At 64.5% G+C, this 26,316-nt stretch carries 22 protein-coding genes; 12 read left to right on the top strand and 10 right to left on the bottom strand.

Features of this window, described 5'->3' with window-relative positions; genetic code table 11:
* Positions 1 to 34 precede the first annotated feature (34 nt).
* Positions 35 to 1,039 carry an amidoligase family protein gene (locus DOM57_RS09585; protein ID WP_110648980.1) on the top strand — a complete coding sequence of 335 codons (1,005 nt, stop codon included), beginning with the start codon at positions 35 to 37 and terminating at the stop codon, positions 1,037 to 1,039.
* Between the two features lie 10 nt (positions 1,040 to 1,049).
* Positions 1,050 to 1,748, top strand: coding sequence for a gamma-glutamyl-gamma-aminobutyrate hydrolase family protein (locus tag DOM57_RS09580; protein ID WP_110648979.1), 699 nt, complete (start codon positions 1,050 to 1,052; stop codon positions 1,746 to 1,748).
* Positions 1,749 to 1,827: 79 nt separating this feature from the next.
* On the opposite strand, the gene DOM57_RS09575 is transcribed toward DOM57_RS09580, so the two are convergent.
* Together DOM57_RS09575 and DOM57_RS09570 are read right to left on the bottom strand one after the other, a co-directional pair.
* Positions 1,828 to 3,135 (bottom strand): MFS transporter, encoded by a 1,308-nt coding sequence (locus DOM57_RS09575; protein WP_110648978.1) that lies wholly within the window; start codon positions 3,133 to 3,135, stop codon positions 1,828 to 1,830.
* 85 nt (positions 3,136 to 3,220) lie between these two features.
* Positions 3,221 to 4,528 (bottom strand): MFS transporter, encoded by a 1,308-nt coding sequence (locus DOM57_RS09570; protein WP_110648977.1) that lies wholly within the window; start codon positions 4,526 to 4,528, stop codon positions 3,221 to 3,223.
* A gap of 240 nt (positions 4,529 to 4,768) precedes the next feature.
* On the opposite strand from DOM57_RS09570, the gene DOM57_RS09565 reads away from it, so the two are divergent.
* The gene (locus tag DOM57_RS09565; RefSeq protein WP_110648976.1) at positions 4,769 to 6,442 is read left to right on the top strand and encodes a GMC family oxidoreductase; all 1,674 of its coding nucleotides are present in this window, start codon (positions 4,769 to 4,771) and stop codon (positions 6,440 to 6,442) included.
* A gap of 86 nt (positions 6,443 to 6,528) precedes the next feature.
* Here DOM57_RS09565 and DOM57_RS09560 read toward each other — a convergent pair whose 3' ends face one another.
* The 3 genes from DOM57_RS09560 to DOM57_RS09550 form a co-directional block, all read right to left on the bottom strand.
* Positions 6,529 to 6,960 (bottom strand): OsmC family protein, encoded by a 432-nt coding sequence (locus tag DOM57_RS09560; protein ID WP_110648975.1) that lies wholly within the window; start codon positions 6,958 to 6,960, stop codon positions 6,529 to 6,531.
* 115 nt (positions 6,961 to 7,075) lie between these two features.
* Positions 7,076 to 7,579: a thiol peroxidase gene (gene tpx, locus DOM57_RS09555; RefSeq protein WP_110648974.1), complete on the bottom strand. Its 504-nt coding sequence runs from the start codon at positions 7,577 to 7,579 to the stop codon at positions 7,076 to 7,078.
* Positions 7,580 to 7,657: 78 nt separating this feature from the next.
* Positions 7,658 to 8,266 carry a DUF1415 domain-containing protein gene (locus tag DOM57_RS09550; protein WP_110648973.1) on the bottom strand — a complete coding sequence of 203 codons (609 nt, stop codon included), beginning with the start codon at positions 8,264 to 8,266 and terminating at the stop codon, positions 7,658 to 7,660.
* A 45-nt stretch (positions 8,267 to 8,311) separates the two neighbouring features.
* On the opposite strand from DOM57_RS09550, the gene DOM57_RS09545 reads away from it, so the two are divergent.
* Positions 8,312 to 9,211, top strand: coding sequence for an aldo/keto reductase (locus DOM57_RS09545; RefSeq protein ID WP_110648972.1), 900 nt, complete (start codon positions 8,312 to 8,314; stop codon positions 9,209 to 9,211).
* 7 nt (positions 9,212 to 9,218) lie between these two features.
* On the opposite strand, the gene nfi is transcribed toward DOM57_RS09545, so the two are convergent.
* Positions 9,219 to 9,962 (bottom strand): deoxyribonuclease V, encoded by a 744-nt coding sequence (gene nfi / locus DOM57_RS09540; protein WP_110648971.1) that lies wholly within the window; start codon positions 9,960 to 9,962, stop codon positions 9,219 to 9,221.
* 213 nt (positions 9,963 to 10,175) lie between these two features.
* Between nfi and DOM57_RS09535 the strand changes: the two genes are divergently transcribed.
* Positions 10,176 to 11,420, top strand: a complete 1,245-nt coding sequence (locus DOM57_RS09535) for an exonuclease SbcCD subunit D C-terminal domain-containing protein (protein ID WP_110648990.1) — start codon at positions 10,176 to 10,178, stop codon at positions 11,418 to 11,420.
* Positions 11,417 to 14,749: an AAA family ATPase gene (locus DOM57_RS09530; protein ID WP_110648970.1), complete on the top strand. Its 3,333-nt coding sequence runs from the start codon at positions 11,417 to 11,419 to the stop codon at positions 14,747 to 14,749. Before DOM57_RS09535 ends, DOM57_RS09530 begins: the two co-directional genes overlap by 4 nt.
* 218 nt (positions 14,750 to 14,967) lie before the next feature.
* Here the strand turns inward: DOM57_RS09530 and DOM57_RS09525 are convergent, their stop codons facing one another.
* Positions 14,968 to 16,158, bottom strand: a complete 1,191-nt coding sequence (locus DOM57_RS09525) for an ROK family transcriptional regulator (RefSeq protein WP_110648969.1) — start codon at positions 16,156 to 16,158, stop codon at positions 14,968 to 14,970.
* Positions 16,159 to 16,347: 189 nt separating this feature from the next.
* Between DOM57_RS09525 and xylB the strand changes: the two genes are divergently transcribed.
* The 4 genes from xylB (at position 16,348) to DOM57_RS09505 (ending at position 21,611) form a co-directional block, all read left to right on the top strand.
* Complete coding sequence (gene xylB, locus DOM57_RS09520; protein ID WP_110648968.1) at positions 16,348 to 17,082, top strand: D-xylose 1-dehydrogenase; 735 nt, start codon at positions 16,348 to 16,350, stop codon at positions 17,080 to 17,082.
* 47 nt (positions 17,083 to 17,129) lie between these two features.
* A complete protein-coding gene (locus DOM57_RS09515; RefSeq protein ID WP_110648967.1) occupies positions 17,130 to 18,533 on the top strand; it encodes a sugar porter family MFS transporter in 1,404 nt (467 codons plus the stop codon).
* A gap of 91 nt (positions 18,534 to 18,624) precedes the next feature.
* A complete protein-coding gene (locus tag DOM57_RS09510; protein ID WP_110648966.1) occupies positions 18,625 to 20,004 on the top strand; it encodes an MFS transporter in 1,380 nt (459 codons plus the stop codon).
* A gap of 26 nt (positions 20,005 to 20,030) precedes the next feature.
* Positions 20,031 to 21,611 carry a glycoside hydrolase family 43 protein gene (locus DOM57_RS09505; protein WP_110648965.1) on the top strand — a complete coding sequence of 527 codons (1,581 nt, stop codon included), beginning with the start codon at positions 20,031 to 20,033 and terminating at the stop codon, positions 21,609 to 21,611.
* A 66-nt stretch (positions 21,612 to 21,677) separates the two neighbouring features.
* On the opposite strand, the gene wrbA is transcribed toward DOM57_RS09505, so the two are convergent.
* Both wrbA and DOM57_RS09495 read right to left on the bottom strand, forming a co-directional pair.
* Entirely contained in the window at positions 21,678 to 22,283 is a 606-nt protein-coding gene (gene wrbA, locus DOM57_RS09500) for an NAD(P)H:quinone oxidoreductase (protein ID WP_110648964.1), read from the bottom strand.
* Positions 22,284 to 22,462: 179 nt separating this feature from the next.
* Positions 22,463 to 23,218: a FadR/GntR family transcriptional regulator gene (locus DOM57_RS09495; protein WP_110648963.1), complete on the bottom strand. Its 756-nt coding sequence runs from the start codon at positions 23,216 to 23,218 to the stop codon at positions 22,463 to 22,465.
* A 180-nt stretch (positions 23,219 to 23,398) separates the two neighbouring features.
* On the opposite strand from DOM57_RS09495, the gene DOM57_RS09490 reads away from it, so the two are divergent.
* A complete protein-coding gene (locus tag DOM57_RS09490; RefSeq protein ID WP_110648962.1) occupies positions 23,399 to 24,139 on the top strand; it encodes an SDR family oxidoreductase in 741 nt (246 codons plus the stop codon).
* A 117-nt stretch (positions 24,140 to 24,256) separates the two neighbouring features.
* On the opposite strand, the gene pmbA is transcribed toward DOM57_RS09490, so the two are convergent.
* Positions 24,257 to 25,597, bottom strand: a complete 1,341-nt coding sequence (gene pmbA, locus DOM57_RS09485) for a metalloprotease PmbA (RefSeq protein ID WP_110648961.1) — start codon at positions 25,595 to 25,597, stop codon at positions 24,257 to 24,259.
* Positions 25,598 to 25,699: 102 nt separating this feature from the next.
* Between pmbA and yjgA the strand changes: the two genes are divergently transcribed.
* Positions 25,700 to 26,188, top strand: coding sequence for a ribosome biogenesis factor YjgA (yjgA, locus tag DOM57_RS09480; protein WP_110648960.1), 489 nt, complete (start codon positions 25,700 to 25,702; stop codon positions 26,186 to 26,188).
* Positions 26,189 to 26,316: the final 128 nt, after the last annotated feature.

The following is a 26,316-nucleotide window of genomic DNA, read 5'->3' as shown; positions in this document are numbered from 1 at the left end:
ACCTGAATAGTTACTCGCCGACAAGGAGCCAGACTTGTCCCTGACCGCACCCGTTCAGCCCAACAATCCAGCTGGGCAACCCCGCAAGGTCGGCGTAGAGATCGAGTTCGCCGGCATCGGCCCGATCCAGGCCGCGAGATTGATCGAAATGACCTTTGGCGGCGCTGTCGAACAGCACAGCGCCCACCGCCTGCGCGTGACGGGTACCCCCTGGGGCAGCTTCGATGTCGAGCTGGACAGCAGATACGTCCATCCGGACGAGCAGTTGCTCGACCGCGCCCGCGCCACCGATGGGCAGCCACCGGGCATCGGCGAGCATCTGCGCGCCAGCCTGCATAGCCGTACCCGCGAATGGCTGGGCGACATGGTCGCCGGCCTGGTTCCGACCGAGATCGTGTGTCCGCCCATACCATGGTACGACCTGGCGCGGCTCGACGAACTGTTTGCCGCTCTGCGCCGGCATGGCGCGGAAGGTACCGACGCCAGCCTGCTCTACGGGTTCGGGCTGCACCTCAATCCGGAGATTCCTTCACCGGAAGTGGATAGCGTGCTGGCGCATCTGCGCGCTTACCTGATCCTGGCCGATTGGCTGCGCGACCAGATCGTGGTCGATGTCACCCGTGACATACTGCCCCATACGCGCCCGTTCCACAGCGACTACACGCGCAAGGTACTGGCGCCCGATTATCGGCCCACGCTCTCCGAGCTGATCGATGACTACCTGGTCGCCAACCCCACCCGCAACCGGGAACTCGATCTGCTGCCGCTGTTCGCCTGGCTGATGCCGAGCCATCCCAGCCAACTGCTGCGCGAGACACTGATCCGGCCGCGGCCGACCTACCACTACCGCCTGCCGAACGCCGCGCTCTCCGATCCCGATTGGGGCGTCGGCATCGAGTGGAACCGCTGGGTGGAGGTCGAACGACTCGCCGCCGATCCGGATCGCCTGGCCGAACGTAGCGCAGCCTACCGCGAGCATCTCGCCCATCCGACGCTCAGCCGCTGGCTCGACTCGCTGCGACACTGGATGCGTCACTGAGGGTCTTTCGATGGGAAAATCGCGTCCGCTGATCGGCATTACCACTTCGGATCACAAGAGCCGGCTGGCCTGGTGGTGCGACTGGCTGTCGGTATGGCGTGCGGGCGGGCAACCGGTGCGGCTGTCGCCTTCGCGTCCCCCGCGAGATCGCCTGGACGGGCTGATCATCGGCGGCGGCGACGACATCGGCGCCCACCGCTACGGCGGCGAAGTACAGCTGGACGTTCGCCTCGACCCGGCCCGCGACGACCTCGAGCTCGATCTGCTCGAGCGCTACCTGCCGCAACGGTCGCCAATCCTCGGCATCTGTCGCGGCGCGCAGATGATCAACATTCACTGCGGCGGCAGTCTGATCGGCGACATCCAGACCACCTACCAGCATATCAGGAACCGCCGCACGGTACTGCCGCGCAAACGCGTCGACATCGCCCCGTACAGCCGACTGGCGGAAATCCTCAACCGCCGCTACTGCCAGGTGAACAGCCTGCATCACCAGGCGATCGACCGTCCCGGCGAAGGACTCGCCATCGTCGCCCGCGACCGCGACGACCTGATCCAGGCGGTCGAGAGCGAGACCCACCCCTTCTTGATCGGCGTGCAGTGGCACCCGGAATTCCTGCTCTTCAGCCGCTCCCAGCAACGCCTGATCCGGGCGTTGGTAGCAGCGGCGCGCCAACCGCACCAGCGGCCAGCCAACGATTCCTGCTGAAACGCAAGAGGCAAGACCGATGACGCCCCGCCCGCATGGTGTGCGCGACGAGGCGTCGTGAAACATGACGGCGATCAGTTCACGAAGGCATCACCGCCAACCGTCGGCCGGCATGGGTGCGCAGCAGGAACACGCCGATGACGATCCCCATGATCGCCAGTGCGGCGACGTAGATCGCCGGCGACATCGGGTACCAACGCATCATCGTGGTGACGATGATCGGCGTGAATCCGCCGAAGATCGCGTAGGCGACGTTGTAGGAGAACGACAGGCCGCTGAAGCGCACCACCGCCGGGAACGCCTTGACCGCCACCGCCGGAATCGCACCGGTAATGCCCACCGCGAAACCGGCCAGCGCGTAGAGCGGCATCAACTGATCGGGGCGTTGACCGACCACACTCATCATCAACCAGTAACTCGCCCCCAGCAATGCACTCCAGCCAACCAGCGTCGCCCCGCTGCCGAAACGATCGGCACACCAGCCGGCGATCACGCAGCCGACGATCAGACACAGGATCGCCACCACGTTGGCCAGCGAGGCATCCAGTCCGGCGTACTGCGCCGCCAGCAGCGGCGGTGTCATCAGCATCACCACCACGATCGCCGCGGTCAGGATCCAGCTCACCGCCATCGCCAACAGCACACCGCCGAAGTGATCTCGCAATACCGCCTTGACCGGCAGTTCGGCGGCCAGCGCGCGGCGCTCGCGCAGCTCGGCGAACACCGGCGTCTCGCGCAGCCAGCGGCGCAGATAGACCGCGATCAGACCGAACGCGCCGCCGAGCAGAAACGGAATCCGCCATGCACCGTCAGCCAGTTCCGCCGGAGAAAAGTGAGACTTCATGATCGCCGCCACCAGCGAGCCGATCAGAATTCCCGCCGCCAGCCCGGCCGACAGCGTGCCGCAGGCCAGCCCCACGTGGCGGCGCGAGACGTGCTCGGTGACGAACACCCAGGCGCCCGGCACTTCGCCACCCACCGCGGCGCCCTGCAGTATGCGAAGCAGTACCAACGCCAGCGGCGCCAGGTAGCCGATGGTCGCGTAGGTCGGCAGGCAGCCGATCGCCAGTGTCGGCACCGCCATCAGCAGGATCGACAGCGTGAACATGCGCTTGCGCCCCACCCGATCGCCGAAGTGCGCCATCACGATGCCGCCCAGCGGACGCACCAGGTAGCCGGCGGCAAAGATGCCGAAGGTCTGTATCTGGCGCAGCCACTCGGGCATGTCGGGCGGGAAGAACAGCTGCCCGATCACGCTGGCGAAATAGACGAAGATGATGAAGTCGTAGAACTCCAGCGCCCCGCCAAGGGCGGAGAGCGAAAGGATCTTGACGTCGCTGCGGGAGAGCGGCCGGGGCGATGCGGGCGGGGATAGGTCGTGGGACATGTCGATCTTCCAGGCAAGACGGCATCCCTCAGAAGTGCCGTCGCGAATATCCTCGAGGGTGCCGTCGATAACGCGAGCGACTCGCTCAGTGCTGCATCACCGCCAGACGCTGACCACTCGGCGCACGCAGCAGGAACACGCCGATCACCACGCCGAGCACCGCCAGCGCGGCGATGTAGTAGGCCGGGGCCGCGGGGTGGCTGGCCATCAGCGTCGAGACCACCACCGGAGTGAAGCCACCGAAGATGGCATAAGCGACGTTATAGGAGAACGACAGCCCGGAGAAACGCACCGCCGCCGGGAACGACTTGACCGCGATGGTCGGCACCACGCCGACGATGCCGACGCCGAAACCGGCAATGCAATAGAGCAGCATCAGCTGTTCCGGATGGGTCGATACCGTATGCATCATGATCCAGTAGGCGATGCCCAGAATCAGGCTCCAGACGATGATGGTCGGTCCGCTGCCGAGACGGTCGCAGCACCAGCCGGAGACGACGCAACCGATCACCACGCAGACGATCGCCCAGACGTTGGCCAGCGAGGCGTCGATGCCATACTGGGCCTGCAGCAGGCTCGGGGTCATCAACAGCACCACCACCACCGCGCCGGTGAGGATCCAGGTCACCGCCATCGACAGCGCCACGCTGTCCAGGTGGCTGGCCAGCACGCGCTTGACCGGCAGGCCGTCGGAGAGCGCCTTCTTGGCCCGCATCTCAGCGAACACCGGCGTCTCTTCCAGATAGCGGCGCAGGTAGACGGCGAGGAAGCCGAACACCCCACCGATCAGGAACGGCACGCGCCAACCGTAGGCGATCATCTCCTCGGCACTGTAGTAGGACTTGAGGAATGCCGAGATCACCGAACCGATCAGAATGCCCGCCACCAGGCCGGAAGCCAGGGTACCGCAGGCCAGGCCGACGTCCTTGCGCGATACGTGCTCGGTGACGAACACCCAGGCCCCCGGCACTTCGCCGCCCACCGCCGCGCCCTGGAGAATGCGCATCAGCACCAGCAGCAGCGGTGCCAGATAACCGAGGGTGTCGTAGGTCGGCAGAAGGCCGATCAGCAGCGTCGGCACCGACATCAGAAAGATCGACAGCGTGAACATGCGCTTGCGGCCGAGCAGGTCGCCGAAGTGCGCCATGATGATGCCGCCCAGCGGGCGCGCCAGGTAACCGGCGGCGAAGATGCCGTAGGTCTGCACCATGCGCAGCCACTCGGGCATGTCGGCCGGAAAGAACAGCTGGCCGATCACCGTGGCGAAGTAGACGAAGATGATGAAATCGTAGAACTCGAGAGCTCCACCGAGGGCGGAGAGCGACAGAACCTTGATGTCACCGCGTGACAAGGGACGCGACGGAGCCGCATCGTATTGGGGAGCGTTAGCCATAGCCATTTTCTTTTTTCGTGAGGCGTCGAAACTTGCTTGTGTCCAGGGTCCCCGCCCTCGCCAGATGATCGACAGAGGATGCCGGGCGGACGCGACGGGGCACAACACGTTACCAGACTTTACCAAGCGCGTCAGCGCGCGGTTGTCAAGCAACGCATTGCGGTTCGACCATGGTCGTCTCCGAAGCGAGCGCCGACTGGCCTAGCCTGGGATCACTCCTTGGTCGGCAGCGAGAATGCGATGTCCTCTAGCGCAGATGTCTTCGATACCATCATCGTCGGCGCCGGCCCCGCCGGCTGCCTGCTCGCCAACCGGCTCTCGGCCGATCCCGACCACCGGGTACTGCTGCTGGAAGCCGGCGGCAAGGACGACTACCCGTGGATCCATATCCCGGTCGGCTACCTTTACTGCATCGGCAACCCGCGTACCGACTGGTGTTTCACCACCGAGGCAGTATCGGGGCTCAACGGCCGTAGCCTCGGCTATCCCCGCGGCCGCGTGCTCGGTGGTTGCTCATCGATCAACGGCATGATCTACATGCGCGGCCAGGCCGCCGACTACGACCGCTGGGCGGCAATGGGCAATCCCGGCTGGGCCTGGCAGGACGTACTGCCGCTGTTCAAGTGGGTCGAATGCCATGCCGATGGCGACAACGACTGGCACGGCTGCGAGGGCGAATGGCGGGTCGAACATCAACGCTTCCGCTGGGAAATTCTCGAAGCCTTTCGCGCCGCCGCCGACGAGTGCGGCATTCCCCCGGTCGAGGATTTCAATCGCGGCGACAACAGCGGCAGCGGCTACTTCCAGGTCAACCAGAAGCGCGGCATACGCTGGAACGCCAGCAAGGCCTTCCTGCGCGGTATCCGACACCGCCCCAACCTGAAGATCGTCACCGAGGCGGAGATCGACCGTGTGATCTTCACCGACGAAAGCGGCACACCGCGCGCCACCGGCGTAATCGGGCATCGGCGTGGCCAGCCGCGCCAGTGGCAGGCACGCCGCGAAGTGATTCTGAGCGCCGGCGCGATCGGTTCGCCGACCATTCTGCAGCGCTCCGGTATCGGCCCGCGCGAGTTGCTGGTCCGCCATGGTATCGCGCCATTGCGCCACGCCCCGGGAGTCGGCGCCAATCTGCAGGACCATCTGCAACTGCGCATGATCTATCGCGTCGAGGGCGTCGGCACGCTCAACCAGATCGTGCCGACGCTGGCCGGCAAGCTGGGCATGGGCTGGCAGTACCTGACTCGGCGCAGCGGACCGCTGTCGATGGCGCCCAGCCAGTTGGGGCTGTTCGCCCGTTCCTCACCCGAACTGGCGACACCGGATCTGGAGTATCACGTCCAGCCGCTGTCGCTGGAGCGTTTCGGCGAGCCGCTGCATCCCTTCCCCGCCTTCACTGCCTCGGTCTGCCATCTGCGCCCGGAAAGTCGCGGTAGCGTCGAGATCGGCGATGCCTCGCCCAGCGTCAAACCGCGTATTCAGCCCAATTACCTCGCCACCGAGGCAGACCGCCGGGTCGCGGTGGCCGCGATACGCCTGACCCGCAGGATCGTCGCCGCCTCGCCGCTGGCCCGCTACCATCCACAGGAGATCAAGCCCGGCGACACCTATCAGAGCGACGAAGAACTGGCGCATGCCGCCGGCGATATCGGCACTACCATCTTCCACCCGGTCGGCACCTGCCGCATGGGCACGGACCCGGAAGCGGTGGTCGACGCCCGCCTGCGCGTCCACGGCGTACGCGGGCTGCGCGTGGCCGACGCCTCGATCATGCCCACCATCACCTCCGGCAACACCTGCTCACCGACGGTGATGATCGCGGAAAAAGCCGCCGAGATGATCCTGGAAGAACGCGCCAAGCCGCCGCAGCATCACGAGCAGGAAGCCCGGGACGCGGCAGTCGTTTTCAAATAGGGCGGTCGTTTTCAAATAGAAGGGCTGATAGTGAAAAGCCGGCCACAGGGGCCGGCTCTTCGTCTGGACGAAAATCGCGTAGCCACTCAGCTTTCGAGCTTGGCATCCAGCGAGATCTTGGCATTGAGCAGCTTGGAGATCGGGCAGCCTTCCTTGGCCTTGTTGGCGGCACGATCGAAGGTCGCTTGATCGGCCCCGGGAATCTTGGCCACGGTCTTGAGTTCGACGGCGGTGATGGTGAAGCCGCTGTCGTCCTGTTCCATGATCACGGTCGCATCGGTCTTCAGGCTTTCCGGCTCGATGCCCTCTTCACCCAAGGTCATCGACAGGGCCATCGAGAAGCAGCTGGCATGCGCCGCCGCGACCAGCTCCTCGGGGTTGGTACCCGGCTGGCCTTCGAAACGGGTGTTGAAGCCGTAGGCGTTATCCTTGAGCGAACCGCTCTCGGTGGATACGACACCCTTCCCTTGCTTCAGGCTGCCCTTCCATTCGGCGGATCCGGATTTCTTGATCGTCATCGCTATCTCCTTGGTTTGATATGATGAGCTTCGATGTGATGAACCTGGGTGTCATCATCCATCGGTGGATGGGTGAAAATCAGTGTAGATCACCTCGCCGAGACGTCATCCGCGATCAAGCCTGCAGTGCTGCGATGGTCGCGTCGTAGTCCGGCTCGTTCTTGATCTCGCTGACCAGTTCGGTGTGGATCACCTTGTCGTTTTCATCGATGACCACCACCGCCCGCGCGCAGAGGCCGGCCATGGGGCCGCTGTCCAGCGAGACACCGTAGAGCTGGCGGAATTCGGGATGGCGAAAACAGGAGAGCGTCACTACCTTGTCGAGCCCTTCCGCACCACAAAAGCGTGCCTGGGCGAACGGCAGATCCGCCGACACGATCAGCACCACCGTGTTGTCGAGCTGGCTGGCGTACTCGTTGAACTTGCGCGTCGACATCGCACAGGTCTTGGTGTCGACGCTGGGAATGATATTGAGCACCTTGCGCTTGCCGGCGTATTCGCCGAGCGCCACATCCTTGAGCTCGGCGTCGGTCAGGGTGAATGGCGGCGCCTTGTCGCCAACTTCGGGGAAACGACCGCTGACATCGACGGCTTCGCCGCCACGGGTAACGGTTTGCATCGCAACACTCCTGAGGATGAAGGAATCACCGCATTCCAGGGGGACACGCGGCTCCTAAGCACTGCCCAGCATAGCTCATCATTGCCGGGGCCAGGCAGGGCGAGTGAACGCCTTCGCCGCGGTCAACGCTAGTGAATCCGGCTCGCGCAGCAACGCGACGTTGCGCTCGGGGATACCCTCGGGATCGGGATGATGGCGCAGTGCCCGTTCCAGCTCGCCCTCCCGCAGCAGATGCAGCATCGGATAGGGCGAGCGGTTGGTGTGATTGGCCGGATCCTCCTCGGTCACGCCATCGAAGACGTAATCCGGGTGAAAGCTCGCCAACTGATAGACACCGACGTAGCCGAGAGCATCCAGCAGCGCTTCCGCCAGCGACAGCAATTCGAGATAGTCGTCGAAATCAGCGACGCCTCGGGGCAGGATCAGCAGCGTGGTGGCAATCGACGGCTGCTCGTCCAGCCGACGGCATTCGGCGGCCAGCTCATGCAGGCAATCTTCCAACTCGCCGGACTCGGCAATGGCGTAGCGGATCGCGCCACGGCGAAACTCGCGCCCGGCGAAGGGGCAGATGTCGTGCGCGATGACGAAGCGCTCGAGCCACTCGCGCGTGGCCTGCAGAATGCTGGATTCGATGGTGGACTCTCCCTTTACCGATTCTTTGCCAAGCTCACGATTGGCAGCCAGCATAACAGTATCGACTCGATCAGCGTCTCGAACACGAAGGAGCTTTCGATGCCACGCAAGACACCCCGGATCGTCTTTCCGGAAAGCCATGGCGAACCGGCGCTGGCACTGCCGGCGATCGGACAAGGGACCTGGTACATGGGCGAAGGTCTCGTGCCCCGGCGCCAGGAAGTGGATGCGCTGCGCCAGGGACTCGATCTCGGCCTCGGGTTGATCGACACCGCCGAGATGTACGGCGACGGCGGCGCCGAGGAAGTGGTCGGCGAAGCCATCCGCGGCCGCCGCGAAGATGCCTTCGTGGTCTCCAAGGTCTATCCCTGGAATGCCGGCCGCGACAGCGCCATCGCCGCCTGCGAACGCAGTCTGAAGCGACTCGGGATCGACAACCTGGATCTCTACCTGCTGCACTGGCCCGGCAGCATTCCGCTCGACGAGACCTTCGAAGCCTTCGAACGGTTGCGCGAGGCGGGCAAGATCCGCCGCTTCGGCGTTTCCAACTTCGACGCCGACGATCTCGAGGCAATGGCCGCGCTGCCCGCCGCCGGCGACTGCGCCACCGACCAGGTGCTCTATCATCTGGGATCGCGCGGCATCGAAGTCGACGTGATGCCGTGGCTGCGCCAGCGCCGGCTGCCACTCATGGCCTATTGCCCGCTGGCCCAGGGCGGTCGCCTGCGCGCCAGGTTGCTGTCGTCCCCGGTGGTCGGCGACATCGCCGACAAGCATGGCGTCAGCGCCGCCCAGGTGCTGCTGGCCTGGGTCATCCGCCCCCAGGGTGACGATTCCGAGGCGTCCCGCGAGGTGATCGCCATTCCCAAGGCGGCGAGTCCGGAACACGTCGCAGCCAATGCCGCAGCACTGGATCTCGACCTGGAGGAAGAAGATCTCGCCCGGCTCGACGATGCCTTTCCGGCGCCGCGGGAACCGGTGCCGCTGGATATCGTCTAAGGTTGCCTCACGCCAGCGGCAACTGCCCGCTGACCGCCACTGCCCCACGCCGCGAGGCAAGCCGATCCGCCAGCCGGGTCGGCTCCGGCAGCTTGGTCGTACCGAGACAGCGCACCACCCAGTCGACGGCGGTGGCCAGCGACAACCGATGACCGCTGGAGACGAACAGCGGCTTGACGTTTTCCCGCGAACGCAGCACCGCGCCGATGACGACCCGACCACGGTCGTCGAGTGCCACATCGTCAGGATCTTCTTCCCGTCGTCGGTCGCTCAGCGACGTCCAGGCGCCCTTCTCCAGCGGCACCTCGCCGAACTGGCCGCACAGGCGGCTCTTGCCGACCCCGATGGTCGGCAGATCGAGCCAGAGGCCGAGATGCGAGGCGATGCCCAAGCGGCGCGGGTGGGCGATACCCTGGCCATCGACCATGACCAGGTCCGGACGTCGCGACAGCCGTTCGAAGGCGCCCAGCGCCGCCGGTATTTCGCGAAACGACAGCAGCCCCGGCACGTAGGGCATGCGCGTCGGCTCGCGGTGAACCACCTGCTCGAGCAGCGTCAGCGACGGCCAGTCGAGCAGCACCAACGCCGCCCGGGTGGTCTCGCCGGCATCCTCGAAACCGATGTCCATGCCGGCGATGGTCGCGACCGCGCCCAACGCGTCCTCGCGGACGATGCGCGGCGCAAGCTGCTTCTGCAGCGCGATGGCCGCCTCCGGCGTAAGATTCCAGTCGTGCAGTGGCGTATGGGGCATTGACGACTCCTGGCGATGATATGCCGCATAGCCTAGGGGCTGTTGAGGTTTCATGCACGGCCGCGTCGCAGTCATTCACCAACTCATTCATCTCATGCATCTATCACGCCCTTTATCGTAACGACGACCGCGTTACACTTGGCAACGCTTTCGACATCTATTTTCCCTGGAGCCCGCAAAGTGAACAGGCTCTGGGACGCAACGGGCGATATCGTGAAACTGATCCACACCGCCGACTGGCATCTCGGCCAATCCTTCCATGGCCAGGAGCGCCATGCCGAACATCGCGCCTTTCTCGATTGGCTGCTGACCACGCTCGAGGCGCGCCGCCCCGATGCCCTGCTGATCGCCGGCGATGTCTTCGATGTGGTCAACCCGTCGCTGCGCGCCCAGGAGCTGCTCTACGACTTCATCGTCGGTGCCCACGCGGCACTGCCCGGACTTGATATCGTGATGATCGCCGGCAACCACGACAGCGGCGCGCGGATCGAGCTGCCGGCGCCACTGATGCGTCGGCTCAACACCCATGCGCTGGGCCGGGTACATTGGCTCGACGATGGAGCGCTGGACAGCGACCGCCTGCTGGTCCCGCTGCGCGACCAGCACGGGACCATCGCGGCCTGGTGCCTGGCGCTGCCGTTCCTGCGCCCGGCGGAGGTCACCGGCGGCGGGATCGACGACTACCGCGACGGCATCGCCCGCGTGCATCGCGAGTTGACCGCCACCGCCGAAGCGCGCCGCCAGCCCGGCCAGGCGCTGGTCGCCATGAGCCACGCCCACCTACAGGGCGCCAGCGTCTCCGAGGCGAGCGAACGGCCGATCGTCATCGGCGGCGAGGAAGCCGTGCCGGCGACGCTGTTTCCGGCATCGGTCGCCTACGTCGCCCTCGGCCACCTGCACCGGCCGCAGCAGGTCGGCGAAACCCGCATCCGCTACAGCGGTTCGCCGCTGCCGCTGGATTTCAGCGAAAGCCACTATCGGCACCAAGTGCTCGAAATCACCCTGGAAGGCGAAGCGCTCGACGGGATCGAGAGCCTGCCGATTCCGCGCCACGTGGCGCTCACGCGGGTCGGCCCCGGCGATCTCGAAACGGTGGAAGCCGAACTCGCCGCCCTGGATGCGGACACGAAGCTGCCTCGCGAGCGCTGGCCATGGCTGGAAGTGCGTGTCGATCTCGAAGCTCCGCGCCCGGACCTGCGCGCGCGCATCGAAGCGGCACTGGCGGACAAGCCGTTGCGCCTGTTGCGCATCCACAGCCGCTACCCCCACGCCGGCGGCCAGGACGAAGTCAGCGTCGATCTCGACGATCTGACGCCGCAGGAGATTTTTGCCCGCACCTGGCAGGCACGCTATGGCGACGCACCGCCGGAGGACGTGATGGCCGATTTCGCCAGCCTGGTCCAGCAAGTGCAGGACGCGGAAGGCAGCGAGGAGCACGATATGGAAAACAAGGCATGAAGATTCTCGCCATCCGCCTGGAAAACCTTGCCTCGCTGGCCGGCCGTCATGAGATCGACTTCACCACGGCGCCGCTCGCCGACCAAGGGCTGTTCGCGATCACCGGTCCCACCGGCGCCGGCAAGAGCACCCTGCTCGACGCGCTGTGCCTGGCGCTCTACGGCAGCACGCCGCGATTGCGCCAGGCACCGACGCGGGACTCGCAGATCGAGGACGTCAACCACGACACCCTGATCACCGCCGATCCGCGCACCCTGCTGCGGCGTGGCTGCGCCAGCGGCTTCGCCGAGGTCGATTTCGTCGGCCGCGACGGCTGTCGCTACCGCGCCCGCTGGGCGGTGCGCCGCGCCCGTGACAAGGTCGACGGCAGCCTGCAGAAGACCGAGCAGTCGCTCAGCGAGCTCGACGATGGCCGCCTGTTGACCGCGCAGAAACGCGAGTTCGACAAGCTGCTGCCGGCGCGGCTGGGGCTGACCTTCGACCAGTTCACCCGCGCGGTGCTGCTGGCGCAGAGCGAGTTCGCCGCCTTCCTCAAGGCCGACGACAACGAGCGCAGCGAGCTGCTCGAACGCCTGACCGATACCCAGCACTACTCGGCAATCTCGAAGGCGGCCTACCAACGCGTGCGCGAGGCCAGGGCAGCGCTGGACGCCATCGACGCGCGGCTGGCCGATGCCCTGCCCGTCGATGCCGAAACCCGCGCCGTGCTCGAGCAGGAAGCGGAGGCCCAGGAGCGGGCACTGGCACAGCTGCAGGTCGAAATCGCCGCACACCAGGCCGAACGGATCGAGCTGGAGCGCGACGCCCGGCTCGCCCAGGCATGGCAGGCGGCAGCCGACGAACTCGAGCGTGCCGAAGCGGCATGGCAGGCCCAGGGTGCCGAGCGCGAGCGCCTGCGCCAGCTCGACGAACTGGCGCCGTGGCGGGATCGCGCCCGACGGCGTCAGGCACTCGAAAACACCCTGGCGACGCGCCGCCAGACCCTGCAAGAGACGCACCGCCAGCAGCAGGCGTGCGATGCCGAGCGCGAATCGCTGGAACCGCAACTCGCCGCCGCCCGCCAGCAACGGGATCAGGCCCGGCAAGCCCATCGCGAGGCCCAACCGCAGCTGGAGCAGGCTCGCCGCCTGGCCGCGGAACACGAGCACCAGCGACAGCAACTCGCACAGCAGGAGCACGAACGCCGCCAACTGCGTGACGCCACCGACAGCGACGAGCGGCGGCGCCAACGGTTGCTCGCAGATCGTCAGCCGCTCGAACGGCGCCTCCTCGAGCAGCGCGACGCACTCGAACGCTTGCTGGCGCAGGCCGGTCCCGGAGAGACCGCGTTCGACTTGCGAACTCAACTGAATCGCCGGCGCGACCAGGCCCAGGCCAGCCTGCAACGGCTTCAGCAGCTCGAACGCGACTGGCAAGAGCGCGAGCGGCTGCGCCAGGAGCACGACGACACCCGGCACCAGATCCAGACCGAGCGCCGACGCTTGGATGCCTTGGAGACCGAGGGCAAAGGTGCCGCCGAGCGGCTGGCAGCGGCCGAGGCCGAGGAAAGCCACGTTCGCGAGCAGATCGAACGCGCCCGCGCGGCACGTAGCGACAGTGTCGAGCAACTGCGCCAGCAGCTGCGCCAGGATCAGCCCTGTCCGGTTTGTGGCGGCCTCGACCACCCCTACCGCCATGCCCCGCCGCCGCACCCTGGCGAAGCGATGATCGCCGCCATCGAGCAGCAGGAACGTTCGCGACTGGCGACCCTGCACGAGCGGGTCGAACAGGCCCGCCAAGCCTATCATCAGTGCGCTGCCGACTGGCGCGCCGGTCGCGACGCCGTGCAGGAACGTCAACGCCAGCTCGAGTCGTTGTCGCAACGGCTGGGTCAGGCCGAGGCGACGCTGGACACGCATGCCGAGGCAGCGGCGTTGCGCGCCGCCGAAGATCCCAAGATCTGGCTGGAAAGGCAGCAGGCGGCGGCCAACGAGACGTGGCGGCAGGCGAGCGAGCGACTGGCGGCTCTCGACACCGCCGAGCGCGAGCTACAGCCGCTGGAGGCCGAATGGCAGCAGCTCGCGCTCGAACTCGGCAAACTCGAAGAGCGCATCGCGCTTGGCCACGCGCGCCTGCAGGCCATCGAAGCCTCGCTGCCGGCGCTGCGCCAGGCATGCGACGCTACCGCCCGGGCATTGAACGAGCGGCTCGGCAGCGAGGCTGCGGTCAACTACGAGGCTTCGATCAACGATTGGCACAACGCGCTGGAGCAATGCCGTCAGCGGGCGGAACAGGCGCTGGAACAACACCAGGCGCGCTGGCAGAGCCTGGAGCAGACCCGCGTCCGCCTGAGCCAACGGCTGGCGGATCTCGCGCAACGCCAGCAGGAGGAGGAGCACGAATTCGCCGAACTGGATCATGCCTGGCAGGCGTGGCGGCAAGAGCGTTTGGGCCTCGACGACGCCCGCCTGGCCGCCCTGCTCGAGGTCAGCGAAGCGGACCACCACGCATTGCGAGCGACCCAGGAACGCCTCGAGCGCGAGCGCGACGCGGCACGCATCACCCACGGCGAACGCCAGCAGGCGCTGCTGGCCCAACGCCGCGCGCTATTATCCAGCCAGCACGAGCCGAACCAGGACGAGGCCACGCTGCTGGGCGAGACCTGTACCCAACGGCTGGCGAACCGGTTGGCGGCGCAGCGCGAGCAGGCGGAAACGCTGGAACGGCGACACCGGGAATGTCAGGAGAGCCGCGACGGCGCCCAGCATCGCCTGCGCGAGGACGACCGCCGCCGCCAGGCGCAGCAGGAAGGTGCCCGCGAACGCGCGCGCGCCGAGGCCGAAGTCCACCGCTGGGAGCGCCTCAACGGTCTGATCGGCAGCGCCGACGGCAAGCGCTTCCGGCGCATCGCCCAGACTTACAACCTGGATTATCTGCTGACCCACGCCAACCAGCATCTGGATTCGCTGACGCCGCGCTACCGGCTGGCACGCGGCGGCAGCGAACTTGGCATCCTGGTGATCGATGGCGATATGGCCGACGAGCGCCGCTCGGTGCACTCCCTCTCCGGCGGCGAAACCTTCCTGGTATCGCTGGCGCTGGCGCTGGGCCTGGCCTCGATGGCGTCGCATCAGTTGGCGATCGAGTCGCTGTTCATCGACGAGGGGTTCGGCAGCCTCGATCCCGAATCGTTGGCGCTGGCGATGGATGCCCTCGACGGCCTGCAGGCCCAGGGCCGCCGGGTCGGGGTGATTTCCCACGTGCAGGAGATGCACGAGCGCATCCCGCTGCAGATTCGGGTGGAGCCGCGCGGCAACGGCGCCAGTGGGATCAGGATTCAGCGGAGCTGAAAGACGATTCCCGCTCGCAGAGCCTGTTCAAAATCTCGCGAGCTAGAATCAAACTAGGCGAAAACGGCTGAGGTAGCGGAGTTTACAAGGGGTAAATGAGTATTCCGAAGCCATTTGACTCGCTTCGCTTGCCCTACGGGCCAGCCTTCGGCTGTTGTCTCCGCAGAGCTCCGACTCAACGACGTTTGATCGACGCGCAGCAGTTTTTGGACTGGCTCTCATAATGCCACCGCCGCCCGCGCCATCACCTGGGCGGCGGCACCTCGCGCGGCGGTAAAGGTACTGTCTTCGACGACCTTGACCGGTACCGCCTGCGCCTGCCTGAGCAGGTCGTTCTGATGGGCATCGAAATAGCTCAACGCCGGCCCGATCAGCCGCGCTCCCAAGCGCATCAACGAGCCCCCCACGATCAGCATCGACGGGTTGAGCGTGTGGTGCAGATTGAGCAGCAGCAATCCCAGGGCGTCGCCGGCTCTCGCCAGGGCCGCCTGAACCTCGGCTTCATCGCCGCGCGCGCTAACCGAGGCGCTCAGACTGGCACGAGAATCGATCTTCAGCGCCTCGCGCAGCGCCCACCCGCTGACCAACGTTTCCGCGCAGCCGCGATTGCCACAGTGACACAGCGCACCGCCGGGCTGGAGCACGGTGTGACCGATCTCACCGACCAGCCCCTGCCGCCCGCGCGGGATCACCGGAAAGTGATCGCCGCTGACGACACCGCAGCCGATACCGCTGCCGGCACTGATATAGGCGATCGACTCCGGCGGCGCGCCATCGAAGAAATAGAATTCCCCGAAGGCTGCTGCATTGGCTTCGTTCTCCAGTAGCCAGATGCCTTCCGGTCCCCTGCACTCCGCGCGCAACAGTGCCAGAAAATCGATATCGACCCAGCCCAGATTGGGCGCCAGACGCAGAATCGGCGCCTGGGGAGAGACCGGCCCCGGCACCGCCACGCCGAGCCCGAGACAGGAGCGTCCGGCGATGGCCGGATCATCGCGCAGTTCGCCCAGCAGTTCGGCCAGCCGCCTGGCGGTCGCCTCCGGCGTGGTCGGCGGCTCCTCCCGGTGGAGACTGGCCAGGATCTCGCCCAGCAGATTGCATGCCACCAGACGCAGCCCCTTGACCCCGACCTCGGCGCCCAACATGCAGTGATGAGCGTCGTCGAGGTGCAGCGCCCGCCCCGGCCGTCCGCCGCCCCGTGCATGCAGTTCGCCCTCGCGCAGCCATCCCTGCTCCAGCAATATCTGCACCACGCCGCCCACCGTTGCCTTGGTCAGGCCGGTCTGCAGGGCGATGTCGGCGCGCGACAGCCCAGGGTTTCGCCGCACGGTGCTCAGGATCGTGCTGCGATTGAGGCTCTTCAGATAGTTGAGGTCACCGGCGGCTTGAGGCGTAAAGGAATTGGGCATGGCGCGAGTCGGCATCGTCGAATGGCGGCAGATGCAGCGACTATATCAGAGCGCTGCCGCGCCGACCGGCACACATCGCCACAGCACGACTTAAGTCTTAACACTAATGGTCAATAGCGCATTCGATGATCGCGACGCATGCTGTCTCCACCCATTAGTTCATACAATTTACTAACCAGAGAGTCAGTCATGCGTTCAGCGATCTACCCAAGTCTCGAGGGTAAGCGTGTCGTCGTCACCGGCGGCGGTTCCGGAATCGGCGCTGGTCTGGTACGTGCCTTCGCCGAGCAGCGCGCCGAAGTTCATTTCCTCGATATCCTCGATGATGCCAAATCCCTTGCCGAAGAGCTGGGGAGCAACGTGCATTTTCATCATTGCGATCTCACCGATACCAACACACTGATCGCGACACTGAACGACATCGGCGACATCGATGTCCTGGTCAACAACGCGGCCAATGACGATCGCCATCGTCTCGAGGACATCACTCCCGAGTACTGGGAAAATCGGATGGCAGTCAATCTGCGCCATCTGGTACTGGCCGCCCGCGAGGTCGCACCTGCCATGCGCCGACGAGGCCAGGGAGCCATCGTTAACCTGGGCTCGATCAGTTGGCACCTCGGGCAGCCTGGTCTGGTGCTCTACGAAACCGCCAAGGCTGGCATCGAAGGGTTGACCCGCGCCCTGGCGAGCGAATTGGGCGGCGACGGGATCCGCGTCAATTGCGTGATTCCCGGCAACGTCAAGACCCCGCGCCAGTCACGCTGGTATACCCCTGAGGATGAAGAGCAGATCGTTGCCGAACAGAAGCTCAAGGTACGTATCCACCCTCAACATATAGCCGCCATGGTGCTTTTCCTTGCCTCGGACGACGCCGCCGCCTGTACCGCTCACAACTACTGGGTCGACGCCGGCTGGCTCTGATCGTCAACGCTCCAAGGCCTCTATCGACACACCATCGGAGTTCAACAATGCCAACTCACACTTCCCAACGCCCCTTCGTGGTCTTTCTTACCTGCTGCGTCGCCGCCATCGGCGGCTTCCTGTTCGGTTTCGACAGCGGCGTCATCAACGGTACCGTCGACGGCCTTCAGCAAGCATTCAATTCGGAGAGTGTCGGAACCGGCTTCAACGTCGCTTCGATGCTGCTTGGCTGCGCGGTCGGTGCCTTCTTCGCCGGTCGCCTGGCCGACAAGTTCGGCCGCCGTACCCTGTTGCTCGTGGCCGCTGTGTTCTTCCTTGTCAGCGCCTGGGGTTCCGGCATCGCCGACGGCTCGCTGGAGTTCGTGATCTACCGAGTGCTGGGCGGCCTGGCGGTGGGTGCCGCCAGCGTGATGTCGCCGGCCTATATCAGCGAGATCGCGCCGTCGCATCTGCGTGGTCGCCTGGCAACCATTCAGCAGGTGGCGATCATTGGCGGGCTATTCTGCTCGTTCCTCAACAACTACATCCTGGCCAACGTCGCGGGCGGTTCGGTGGCACCGCTATGGTTCGGCTTCGAGGCCTGGCGCTGCATGTTCTGGATGGAGATGGTGCCCGCCGGCATCTTCCTGGTCGCCCTGCTGTTCATCCCGGAGAGCCCGCGCTTTCTGGTCAGTGCCGGTCATGAGGAGAAGGCCGAGCGGGTTTTGCGTCTGGTGTATGACGAAAACGGCACGCGTACGCGCCTGGCGGAGATCCGCTCCTCGCTTTCCAACCGCCACAAGCCGCGCCTGTCGGACCTGATCAATCCGGCCACCGGCAAGGTGCTCAAACTGGTCTGGGTCGGTATTGGGCTTGCCGTGTTCCAGCAACTGGTGGGGATCAACGTGGTGTTCTACTACGGCGCCGTGCTGTGGCAGGCGGTCGGTTTCTCCGAAAACGATGCCCTGATGATCAATGTCATCAGCGGCGCGGTCAGCATCGCCGCCTGCCTGATCACCATCAGCCTGATCGACCGCATCGGTCGCAAGCCGTTGCTGTGGGGTGGCTCGCTGGGCATGGCGATCACGCTGGCGATGCTGGTCTACGCCTTCTCCACCGCCGACATCGTCGACGGACGACTGGCTCTCTCCTCCGGCAATGGCCTGCTCGCACTGCTGGCCGCCAACGTCTACGTGTTCTTCTTCAATATCTCCTGGGGTCCGGTGATGTGGGTCATGCTGGGCGAGATGTTCCCCAACCAGGTGCGCGGCTCGGGGCTGGCGATCGCCGGACTGTTCCAGTGGCTCGCCAACTTCGGCATCACCATGACCTTCCCGATCATGCTCGCCTCGATCGGTTTGACCGGCGCCTACGGCTTCTACGCGATCTGCGCGGTGCTGTCGGTGATCTTCGTGATCCGCTTCGTGCGCGAGACCAACGGCATGGAGCTAGAGGAGATGGCCTACGAGTGATCGCCATCTAATGCCGCCTTCAGAGAGGCACCCGACGCTGCGGCCATCCAGGCGCGCCGTAGCCCGAGCCCATCATGGCAATGAGGTAGGAATGACTAGCGACGCGCGTATTCAGACTCATCTCTCCAGCGCCACGGAAAATGGCCAGATTCCATTGAGGGAGAAGATCGGCTACGGCTGCGGGGATCTTGCCAGCAACTTCATCTGGCAGGCGATGAGCATCTTCATCGTCTACTACTATACCGATGTCATCGGTGTGGCGGCCGGCGTGATCGGCTCGATCATGTTGTTCTCGCGCGTGTTCGACGGCGTCTCGGACATCGCCATGGGCTACGTCATCGACAAGACCACCTCCCGCCACGGCAAGGCCCGCCCATGGCTTTTGTGGCTGGCGGTGCCCTTTGCGGTTTCGGCGATACTGCTATTCACGGTCCCGGATGTTTCGCCCTTCTGGCAGGCGGTCTATATCGCCGTTACCTACAATGTGGTCTGTCTGGTCTACACCGGTCTCAACGTTCCCTACGGCACTCTCAACTCGCTGATCACCCAGGATCAGTACCAGCGCTCGTTGCTCAATGTCTTCCGCATGAGCCTGGCACTGATCGGGGTGCTGGTAGTCGGCAACCTGACTCTGCCCGTAGCCACGTTACTCGGAGGCGGACAGAGTGGCTGGGTCATGACCTTCATGATCTTCGGTGTGATCGGTACCGGTCTTTTCCTGTTCACCTTCATGAGCACGCGCGAGCGAGTCAAACCGGCCGATGAACGACGCCACCAGGCACCAGTACCTTTGATGCAAAGCCTTCGTACATTGAGCAGAAATCGCTACTGGGCGCTGGCCACGATCTTCATCCTGGTGACCTACATCTTCAACGCACTCAACTCAGGTGCCGTTGTCTACTATGCCCAGTATCTGCTCGACGATACCTGGCTGGTGGGCATCATTACCACGGCCTACACGGTGTTCATTCTGGTGGGCATGGCCCTCGTTCCCCCGATTACCAAGCGCTACGGCAAGCGTAACGCGATCATCGTCGGCGAACTGATCACCTTGGTCGGGTACGGGATCATGCTGATCGATCTCAGCAATGTCTATCTGATCGTCGCTGGCACCATCATCCGCGGTCTCGGCAAGGCCCCCATCAACGGCAGCATGTTCGCCTTGCTTGGCGACACCATCGAGTACGGGGAGTGGAAGACCGGCATCCGCAACGAAGGCATGGTCTACAGTGGCGGCAGCATGGGTATCAAGGTCGGCAGCGGGCTTGGCACCGCGTTGCTCGGCTGGATTCTGGCCTTCGGCGGCTACGTCGGCGGGGGCGGCGAGCAGAGCGATGCGGCCTTGTTCGCGATTCAGGCGCTGTTCATCTACCTGCCGATGGGACTCTGCGTACTCCTGATCGCGCTGATGCTGTTCTACGACCTCGACAAGCGCTACCCAGCCATCGTCGCCGAGCTTGCTGCCAGGTAATGAATTCCGCAACGACAGGAGAACGCATGAGCGTCATCACCAACCCAATCCTCCCCGGCTTCCACCCGGACCCATCGATCCTGCGGGTTGGCGATGATTACTACATCGCAACCTCGACCTTCGAATGGTTCCCGGGCGTCACCCTGCACCACTCGCGAGACCTGGTGCAGTGGCGCCAATTACCTTCCCCGCTGACACGACGTTCACAGTTGGACATGATCGGCGACATCGATTCCGGCGGAGTCTGGGCCCCTTGCCTCAGCTATGCCCACGGCCGGTTCTTTCTGATCTATACCGACGTCAAGAGCCGGCGCGGCGCGTTCAAGGATACTCACAACTACCTGGTCAGCGCCGAACGGATCGAGGGCCCTTGGTCGGATCCGGTCTACCTCAACAGCAGCGGATTCGACCCTTCTCTGTTCCACGACGATGATGGCACCGCCTGGCTGCTCAACATGATCTGGGATTTCCGCAAGGGACGGAACGCCTTTGCGGGTATCGCGCTACAGTGCTACGACATCGAGCGCCAGTCGCTGACCGGCCCGGTCCACAATATCTTCCAGGGAACCTCGCTCGGGGTCACCGAAGCGCCCCATCTCTACCGGCGCAACGGTTACTACTACTTGGTCACCGCCGAGGGCGGCACCGGCTACGGTCACGCCATGACGATGGCACGCTCGCGCAACTTGACCGGTCCCTACGAGGTGGACCCAACCAATCCCGTGCTGACGTCCGACCCGGGAATGACGGACCAATTGCAGAAGGCAGGTCATGGCAGCCTGGTGGAGACGCAGCACGGCGACTGGTACCTCGCCCATCTCTGCGCCCGCCCGGTAGTGGAGAAGCGCTGCATTCTGGGACGCGAGACCGCGCTACAGCGATGCCACTGGACAGAAGACGGCTGGCTGCGAGTCGACCACGGTCCCTTCCCCAGTCACCAGGTGCCGGCTCCAGGTCTCGAATGGCAACCGCCGGCCGCGGAAGCCGACCACGATACCTTCGACGGGCCCCGGCTCAAGCATTATTGGCACGCCCTGCGTCGTCCTTTTTCCCCGGACTGGCTATCGCTGGAGGAATGCCCCGGCTGCCTTCGACTCAAGGGTGGCGAGTCGATGCAGTCGACCCATCGCCAGAGCTTGCTGGCAAGGCGCCTGAGCCATTTCCACGTCGAGGTGGAAACTCGCCTGTCGTTTTCGCCGGTGCATTTCCAGCAGATGGCCGGATTGATCGTCTATTACGATACCAAGGATCATGTCTATTTACGCGTCACTCATGACGAGGCATCAGGGCGCTGCATCGGCATCATCGTCTCGCGCCATGGACAGTATGACGAACCCTTGGCACAGGACATTCCACTGGAAGCGGGGTCGGTGCGTCTGAAGGCTCGCATCGACCGGCAATGGTTACGGTTTTCGTTCTCGACGGAGCATGATGACTGGCAGGACATCGGCGAGGCGCTGGACATATCCCACCTATGCGATGACGACCCGGACTACATTCGCTTCACCGGCACTTTCGTGGGTCTTTGCGCACAGGATCTATCCGGCGGCAAGTTGCCCGCCGATTTTCACTACTTCGATTATCGGCCGGACAAGAGTGACCGGTGACCGCCGAAGACGGCCACCGGATCCCGCATGAAGCGGGTACCTATCGTCACCCCGACGTGATGATCGCTAGCCGGCCAATTTGGCCGCCAGTTCGGCGACATGCTTGCCCTGGTAGCGGGCGATCGTCAACTCATTCTCGCTCGGCGTGCGGCTGCCGTCCGCGTTGGCCAGCGTGGTCGCGCCGTAAGGCGTGCCGCCGGTGATCTCCTCCATGTTCGAGAGTTCGGGGCAGCTATAGGGCACACCGGCCACGACCATACCCAGGTGAAACAGCATGGTATGGATCGAAATCAGCGTGGTCTCCTGACCGCCGTGCTGCGTCGCCGTGGAGGCGAAGGCGCTGCCGACCTTGCCGTTCAGCTTACCCTGAGCCCATATTCCGCCGGTCATGTCCCAGAAATTGCGCATCTGGGAGGCCATGTTGCCGTAACGGGTCGGCGTACCGATAAGAATCGCATCGTAATCGACCAACGCCTCGGGCCCATCGATCAGCGGCGCGTCCTGATCGAGCTTGTAGCCGGACTTCCGTGCCACCTCCTCCGGCACCAGTTCCGGCACGCGGCGAATGTCGACCTGAGTACCGGGAACGCTTTCGGCGCCTGCCGCCACTGCCTTGGCCATGGTTTCGATATGTCCATAACTCGAGTAGTACAACACCAGTACTTTGCTCATGAGGGTCTCCCTTGAAAGGCTTGGGTGTCGCAACGCAATGCCTCTGACAGGTTAGGGGCTGCTGCCGTTTCATGCACGGCCCCGCCTGGCTCTATCTCTACAACCGGGACGTCAGCGACTATCCGAGAATTCGCGAGGGCGGCTGGCCGGTGGCGATACGAGCATTAGCCCGCGGGGCCTCAGGTATCGAAAAACACCCGCAGTACGTGGTCCAGGTGGACTTCCATGGCGTTGCGCGCGGCTTCGGCGTTGCGGGCTTCGATCGCGGCCAGGATACGCTCGTGATCGTCCTGCGACTGGCGCGGCATGTCGGTCTCCATGAACAGCGCCTGCAATCGCCGGAACATCACGCCGTATTGATGCCCCAGCAAATGCTTGATCATCATCGCGTAGGCGGCGTTGCCGGAAGCCTCGGCGATACGGATATGGAACAGCCTGTCGCCGACCATGTTGTTGCCGCCGTGGAGATTGTCCTCGACGTTGCGTCGATAGGCGGCGCGGATCGCCTCCAGATCGTCGTCGCTGGCATTGAGGGCGGCAAGCGAGGCGGTTTCCGGCTCGAGATAATGCCGCGCCTGGAGCAGCGAGAACGGCGGAATTTCCCGATCGAGATCGAGCTCGATCTCGCTGGCGAATTCCGGGTCCATGGCCCAGGGCTCCTTGCTCCGGGCGGCGCTCATCACCGAGGTTTCGACTTCGGTGGCACGTTCCAACACCAGCACGCCGTGGCCGACCCGCACTTCGACCTGACCGATCACTTCCAGCGCGATCAGCGCTTCACGCACCGACGCGCGACTCACGCCCAACTGCTGCGCCAGATCCCGTTCCGGCGGCAGCAGCGTTCCCGGTGGAAACTCGCCGCGTCGGATCAATTCCAGCAGTTGATCGGCAATCTGACGATAGAGCCGCTGCGCGCGGATGGTCTGGATCGGCATCTATCGATCTCCCGGTTTCATGAACTAGACATTGGTCGCAAATTCATCCGTTTTCACAGGCCTGAGCGGGTCTATTAGACGTTTGGCGATTTGCGGGCCGTTTCGACAAAGGATAATACTCGGACCAAAGGTCAGGCCTTTAGACATTAGAACCAAAAACCATGCCAGGAGCCATCGGTCATGCGACTCGCCAATAAAACCGCTTTGATCACCGCCGCAGGCCAAGGCATTGGTCGTGCCACCGTCGAGCGCTTTCTGGCGGAAGGCGCGCGGGTAATCGCGACCGATATCGACGCGACGAAGCTGGAGGGGCTGGAAGGCGCTCAGTGCCACGCACTCGACGTCACCGACGCAGAAGCCGTGCGAGCACTGATAGACTCGCTGCCGCCTCTCGACGTGCTGTTCAACTGCGCCGGCACGGTGCCAAGCGGCTCGATTCTCGAATGCGACGACGCCCAGTGGGCCTTCGCCCAGCGGCTCAACGTCGACTCGATGTTCTATACCATTCGCGCCGCGCTGCCAGCGATGCTCGACAACGGTGGCGGCAGCATCATCAACATGTCGTCGCTCGCCTCCAGCGTCAAAGGCGTGGTCAACCGTTTCGCCTACGGCACCACCAAGGCCGCCGTGATCGGCCTGACCAAATCCGTCGCCGCCGACACCATGACCCGAGGCATTCGCTGCAACGCGATCTGTCCCGGAACGGTCGACTCGCCCTCGTTGCGCGAGCGCGTAGCCGAACAGGCACGCCAGCAGGGCCGCACGACGGACGACGTCTTCGCCGAATTCATCGCTCGCCAACCCATGGGCCGGCTGGGCAAGGTCGAGGAGATCGCCGCGCTGGCGACGCATCTCGCCAGCGACGAATCCGCGTTTATCACCGGCACGGTGCAATTGATCGACGGCGGCTGGTCGAATTAAGACGGAAGACGGAAGACGGAAGACGGAAGACGGAAGAACAATGAGCGCCGCTCGCTAAGGTAGCAAGCAACGCTCTTATCTCTTTCCTCTTATCTCTTTCCTCTTCCTTCTGCCCTTCTACTGCCCCGCAATCGTCATCGAGTCGATCAGCCAGCTACCGGTCTGAATGCTGCCTCGGCGATCGACATCGTCCCCCACGCCCTGCAGCCCGGCGAACATCTCGCGCAGGTTGCCGGCCACGGTGAACTCCTCCACCGGGTGCGAAATCTTGCCGTTCTCGACCCAGAAACCGGCCGCGCCGCGGGAGTAATCGCCGGTCACCGGATTGAGGCCCTGCCCCATCATCTCGGTGACCATGATCCCGGTCCCCAACTGTTGCAAGAGCGATTCCAGCGACGCCAACGGCGCTTCGATCCGCACGTTGCGGGCTCCACCGGCGTTGCCCGTGGTCTCGAGTCCCAGCCGTCGTGCGCTGTAGGCGGAAAGCATGTAGCTGGCGAGCCGGCCGCGGTCGATGAACAGGTTATCGCGCGTCGCTACGCCATCGCCATCGAATGCCGCGCTGGCGAGCCCGCCGACTTCACGCGGGCGTTCACCCAGCGAGAACCACTCGGGGAACAGCCGTTCGCCGAGTTGGTCGCAGAGAAACGACGACTCGCGATAGAGCGCGCCTCCGGCGATGCTGTTAAGCAGATTGCCGACCAGGCCACGCGCCATCTCCGGCGAAAACAGTACCGGCAGCCGCCCCGTCCTGGGCCGCTGGCCACCCAGCCGGCGCAACGTACGCTCGGCGGCACTCATCCCCACCGACTCCGGGCTGGTCAGATCGCTGGACCTGCGCGCGGTGGTGAAGTCGTGGTCGCGCTGCATGTGGTCGCCGCTACCGGCGATCAGCAGACACGACAGCGAATGGCGCGTGCCCCGGCGACTGCCTAGAAACCCGTGGCTGTTGGCGTAGACCGTCACCATTTCCGAAGATGACAGGCTCGCGCCCTCGGAATTGGTGATTCCCGCCTGCTCGCGCCCGGCGCTTTCACAACGCAGTGCCAGATCGATCGCCTCGTCGGTGGTCAGTGCCCAAGGATGATGCAGATCGAGATCGGGCAAGTCGGTGGCCATCAGCTCGGCATCGGCCAGCCCCGTCGCCGGGTCCTCGCCGGTATAGCGGGCGATCGAGATCGCCTTCTCGACCGCGGCGCGAATCGAGGCATCGCCGGCATCCGATGAGGACGCATTGCCCTTGCGCTGGCCGACGTACACGGTCACCGCGATGCCTTGATCGCGGGAAAGCTCGACGGTCTCGGTCTCGCCGAGGCGTACGCTCACACCGATGCCCTGATCGACGCTCGCGCCAACCTCGCAGGCGTCCGCGCCCATCTGCCTGGCGAGATCCAGCGCCATCGCCGCGCGCTCCTCGAGGCGCGACTGCTGCTGCTCGGCATTGAAGGCTTGGCTCATCTCAAACTCCTGATCATCGAAGCTTCTGACTCAACAAGAAGCATTGGCGAGCAAGCACGCGCTGATATACTGCGGGCCTCACTCGTCGTAAATGGTAATGACATGACTTTCGAGGACGCGCCTCCCAGCAAGACGCAACGCAAGAAAGAGATGCACGAACTGCAAGCCCTGGGAGAACGCATCATCGCGCTCGACGAAGCCACTCGTGCCCGCCTGCCGCTCTCCGATGACATGCTGGCTGCGGTCGAGGAAACCGGACGCATTCGTTCCCACGAAGGCCGCCGCCGCCACATGCAGTACGTCGGCAAGCTGATGCGCCGCGAGGACCGGGAAGCGATTCGCACCGCTTTCGAAGCGATCGACCACGAACAGGTCCAGCGCAACGCCGCTTTCCATCGGCTGGAGCAGTGGCGCGACCGCTTGATCGATGACGACGACGCCCTCGAACCCTTCATCGAAGCGCACCCCCAGGTCGACCGCCAGGCGCTGCGCCAGTTGATCCGCAACGCCCGCAACGAACGCCAGCGGGAGAAACCGCCCACCAGCGCGCGCAAGCTGTTCCAACTGCTCCGCGACACGGCCAACCTATAGTCCTGAAGGTGGAAGCGCCGCTTCGCGGCTAGAAGAAAGAAGCGCGGCTACGCCGCTATAAGAAGGAAGTACGGCGCTACGCGCCTTAAGATGGAAGATAAACGCATAGTCTCCCTCTTCCCTCTTCC

Source organism: Salinicola peritrichatus (assembly GCF_003206715.1).
Lineage (GTDB): Bacteria > Pseudomonadota > Gammaproteobacteria > Pseudomonadales > Halomonadaceae > Salinicola > Salinicola peritrichatus.
Note: the sequence above shows the minus strand (reverse complement) of the source record. Positions and strands in the feature narration are given on the sequence as shown.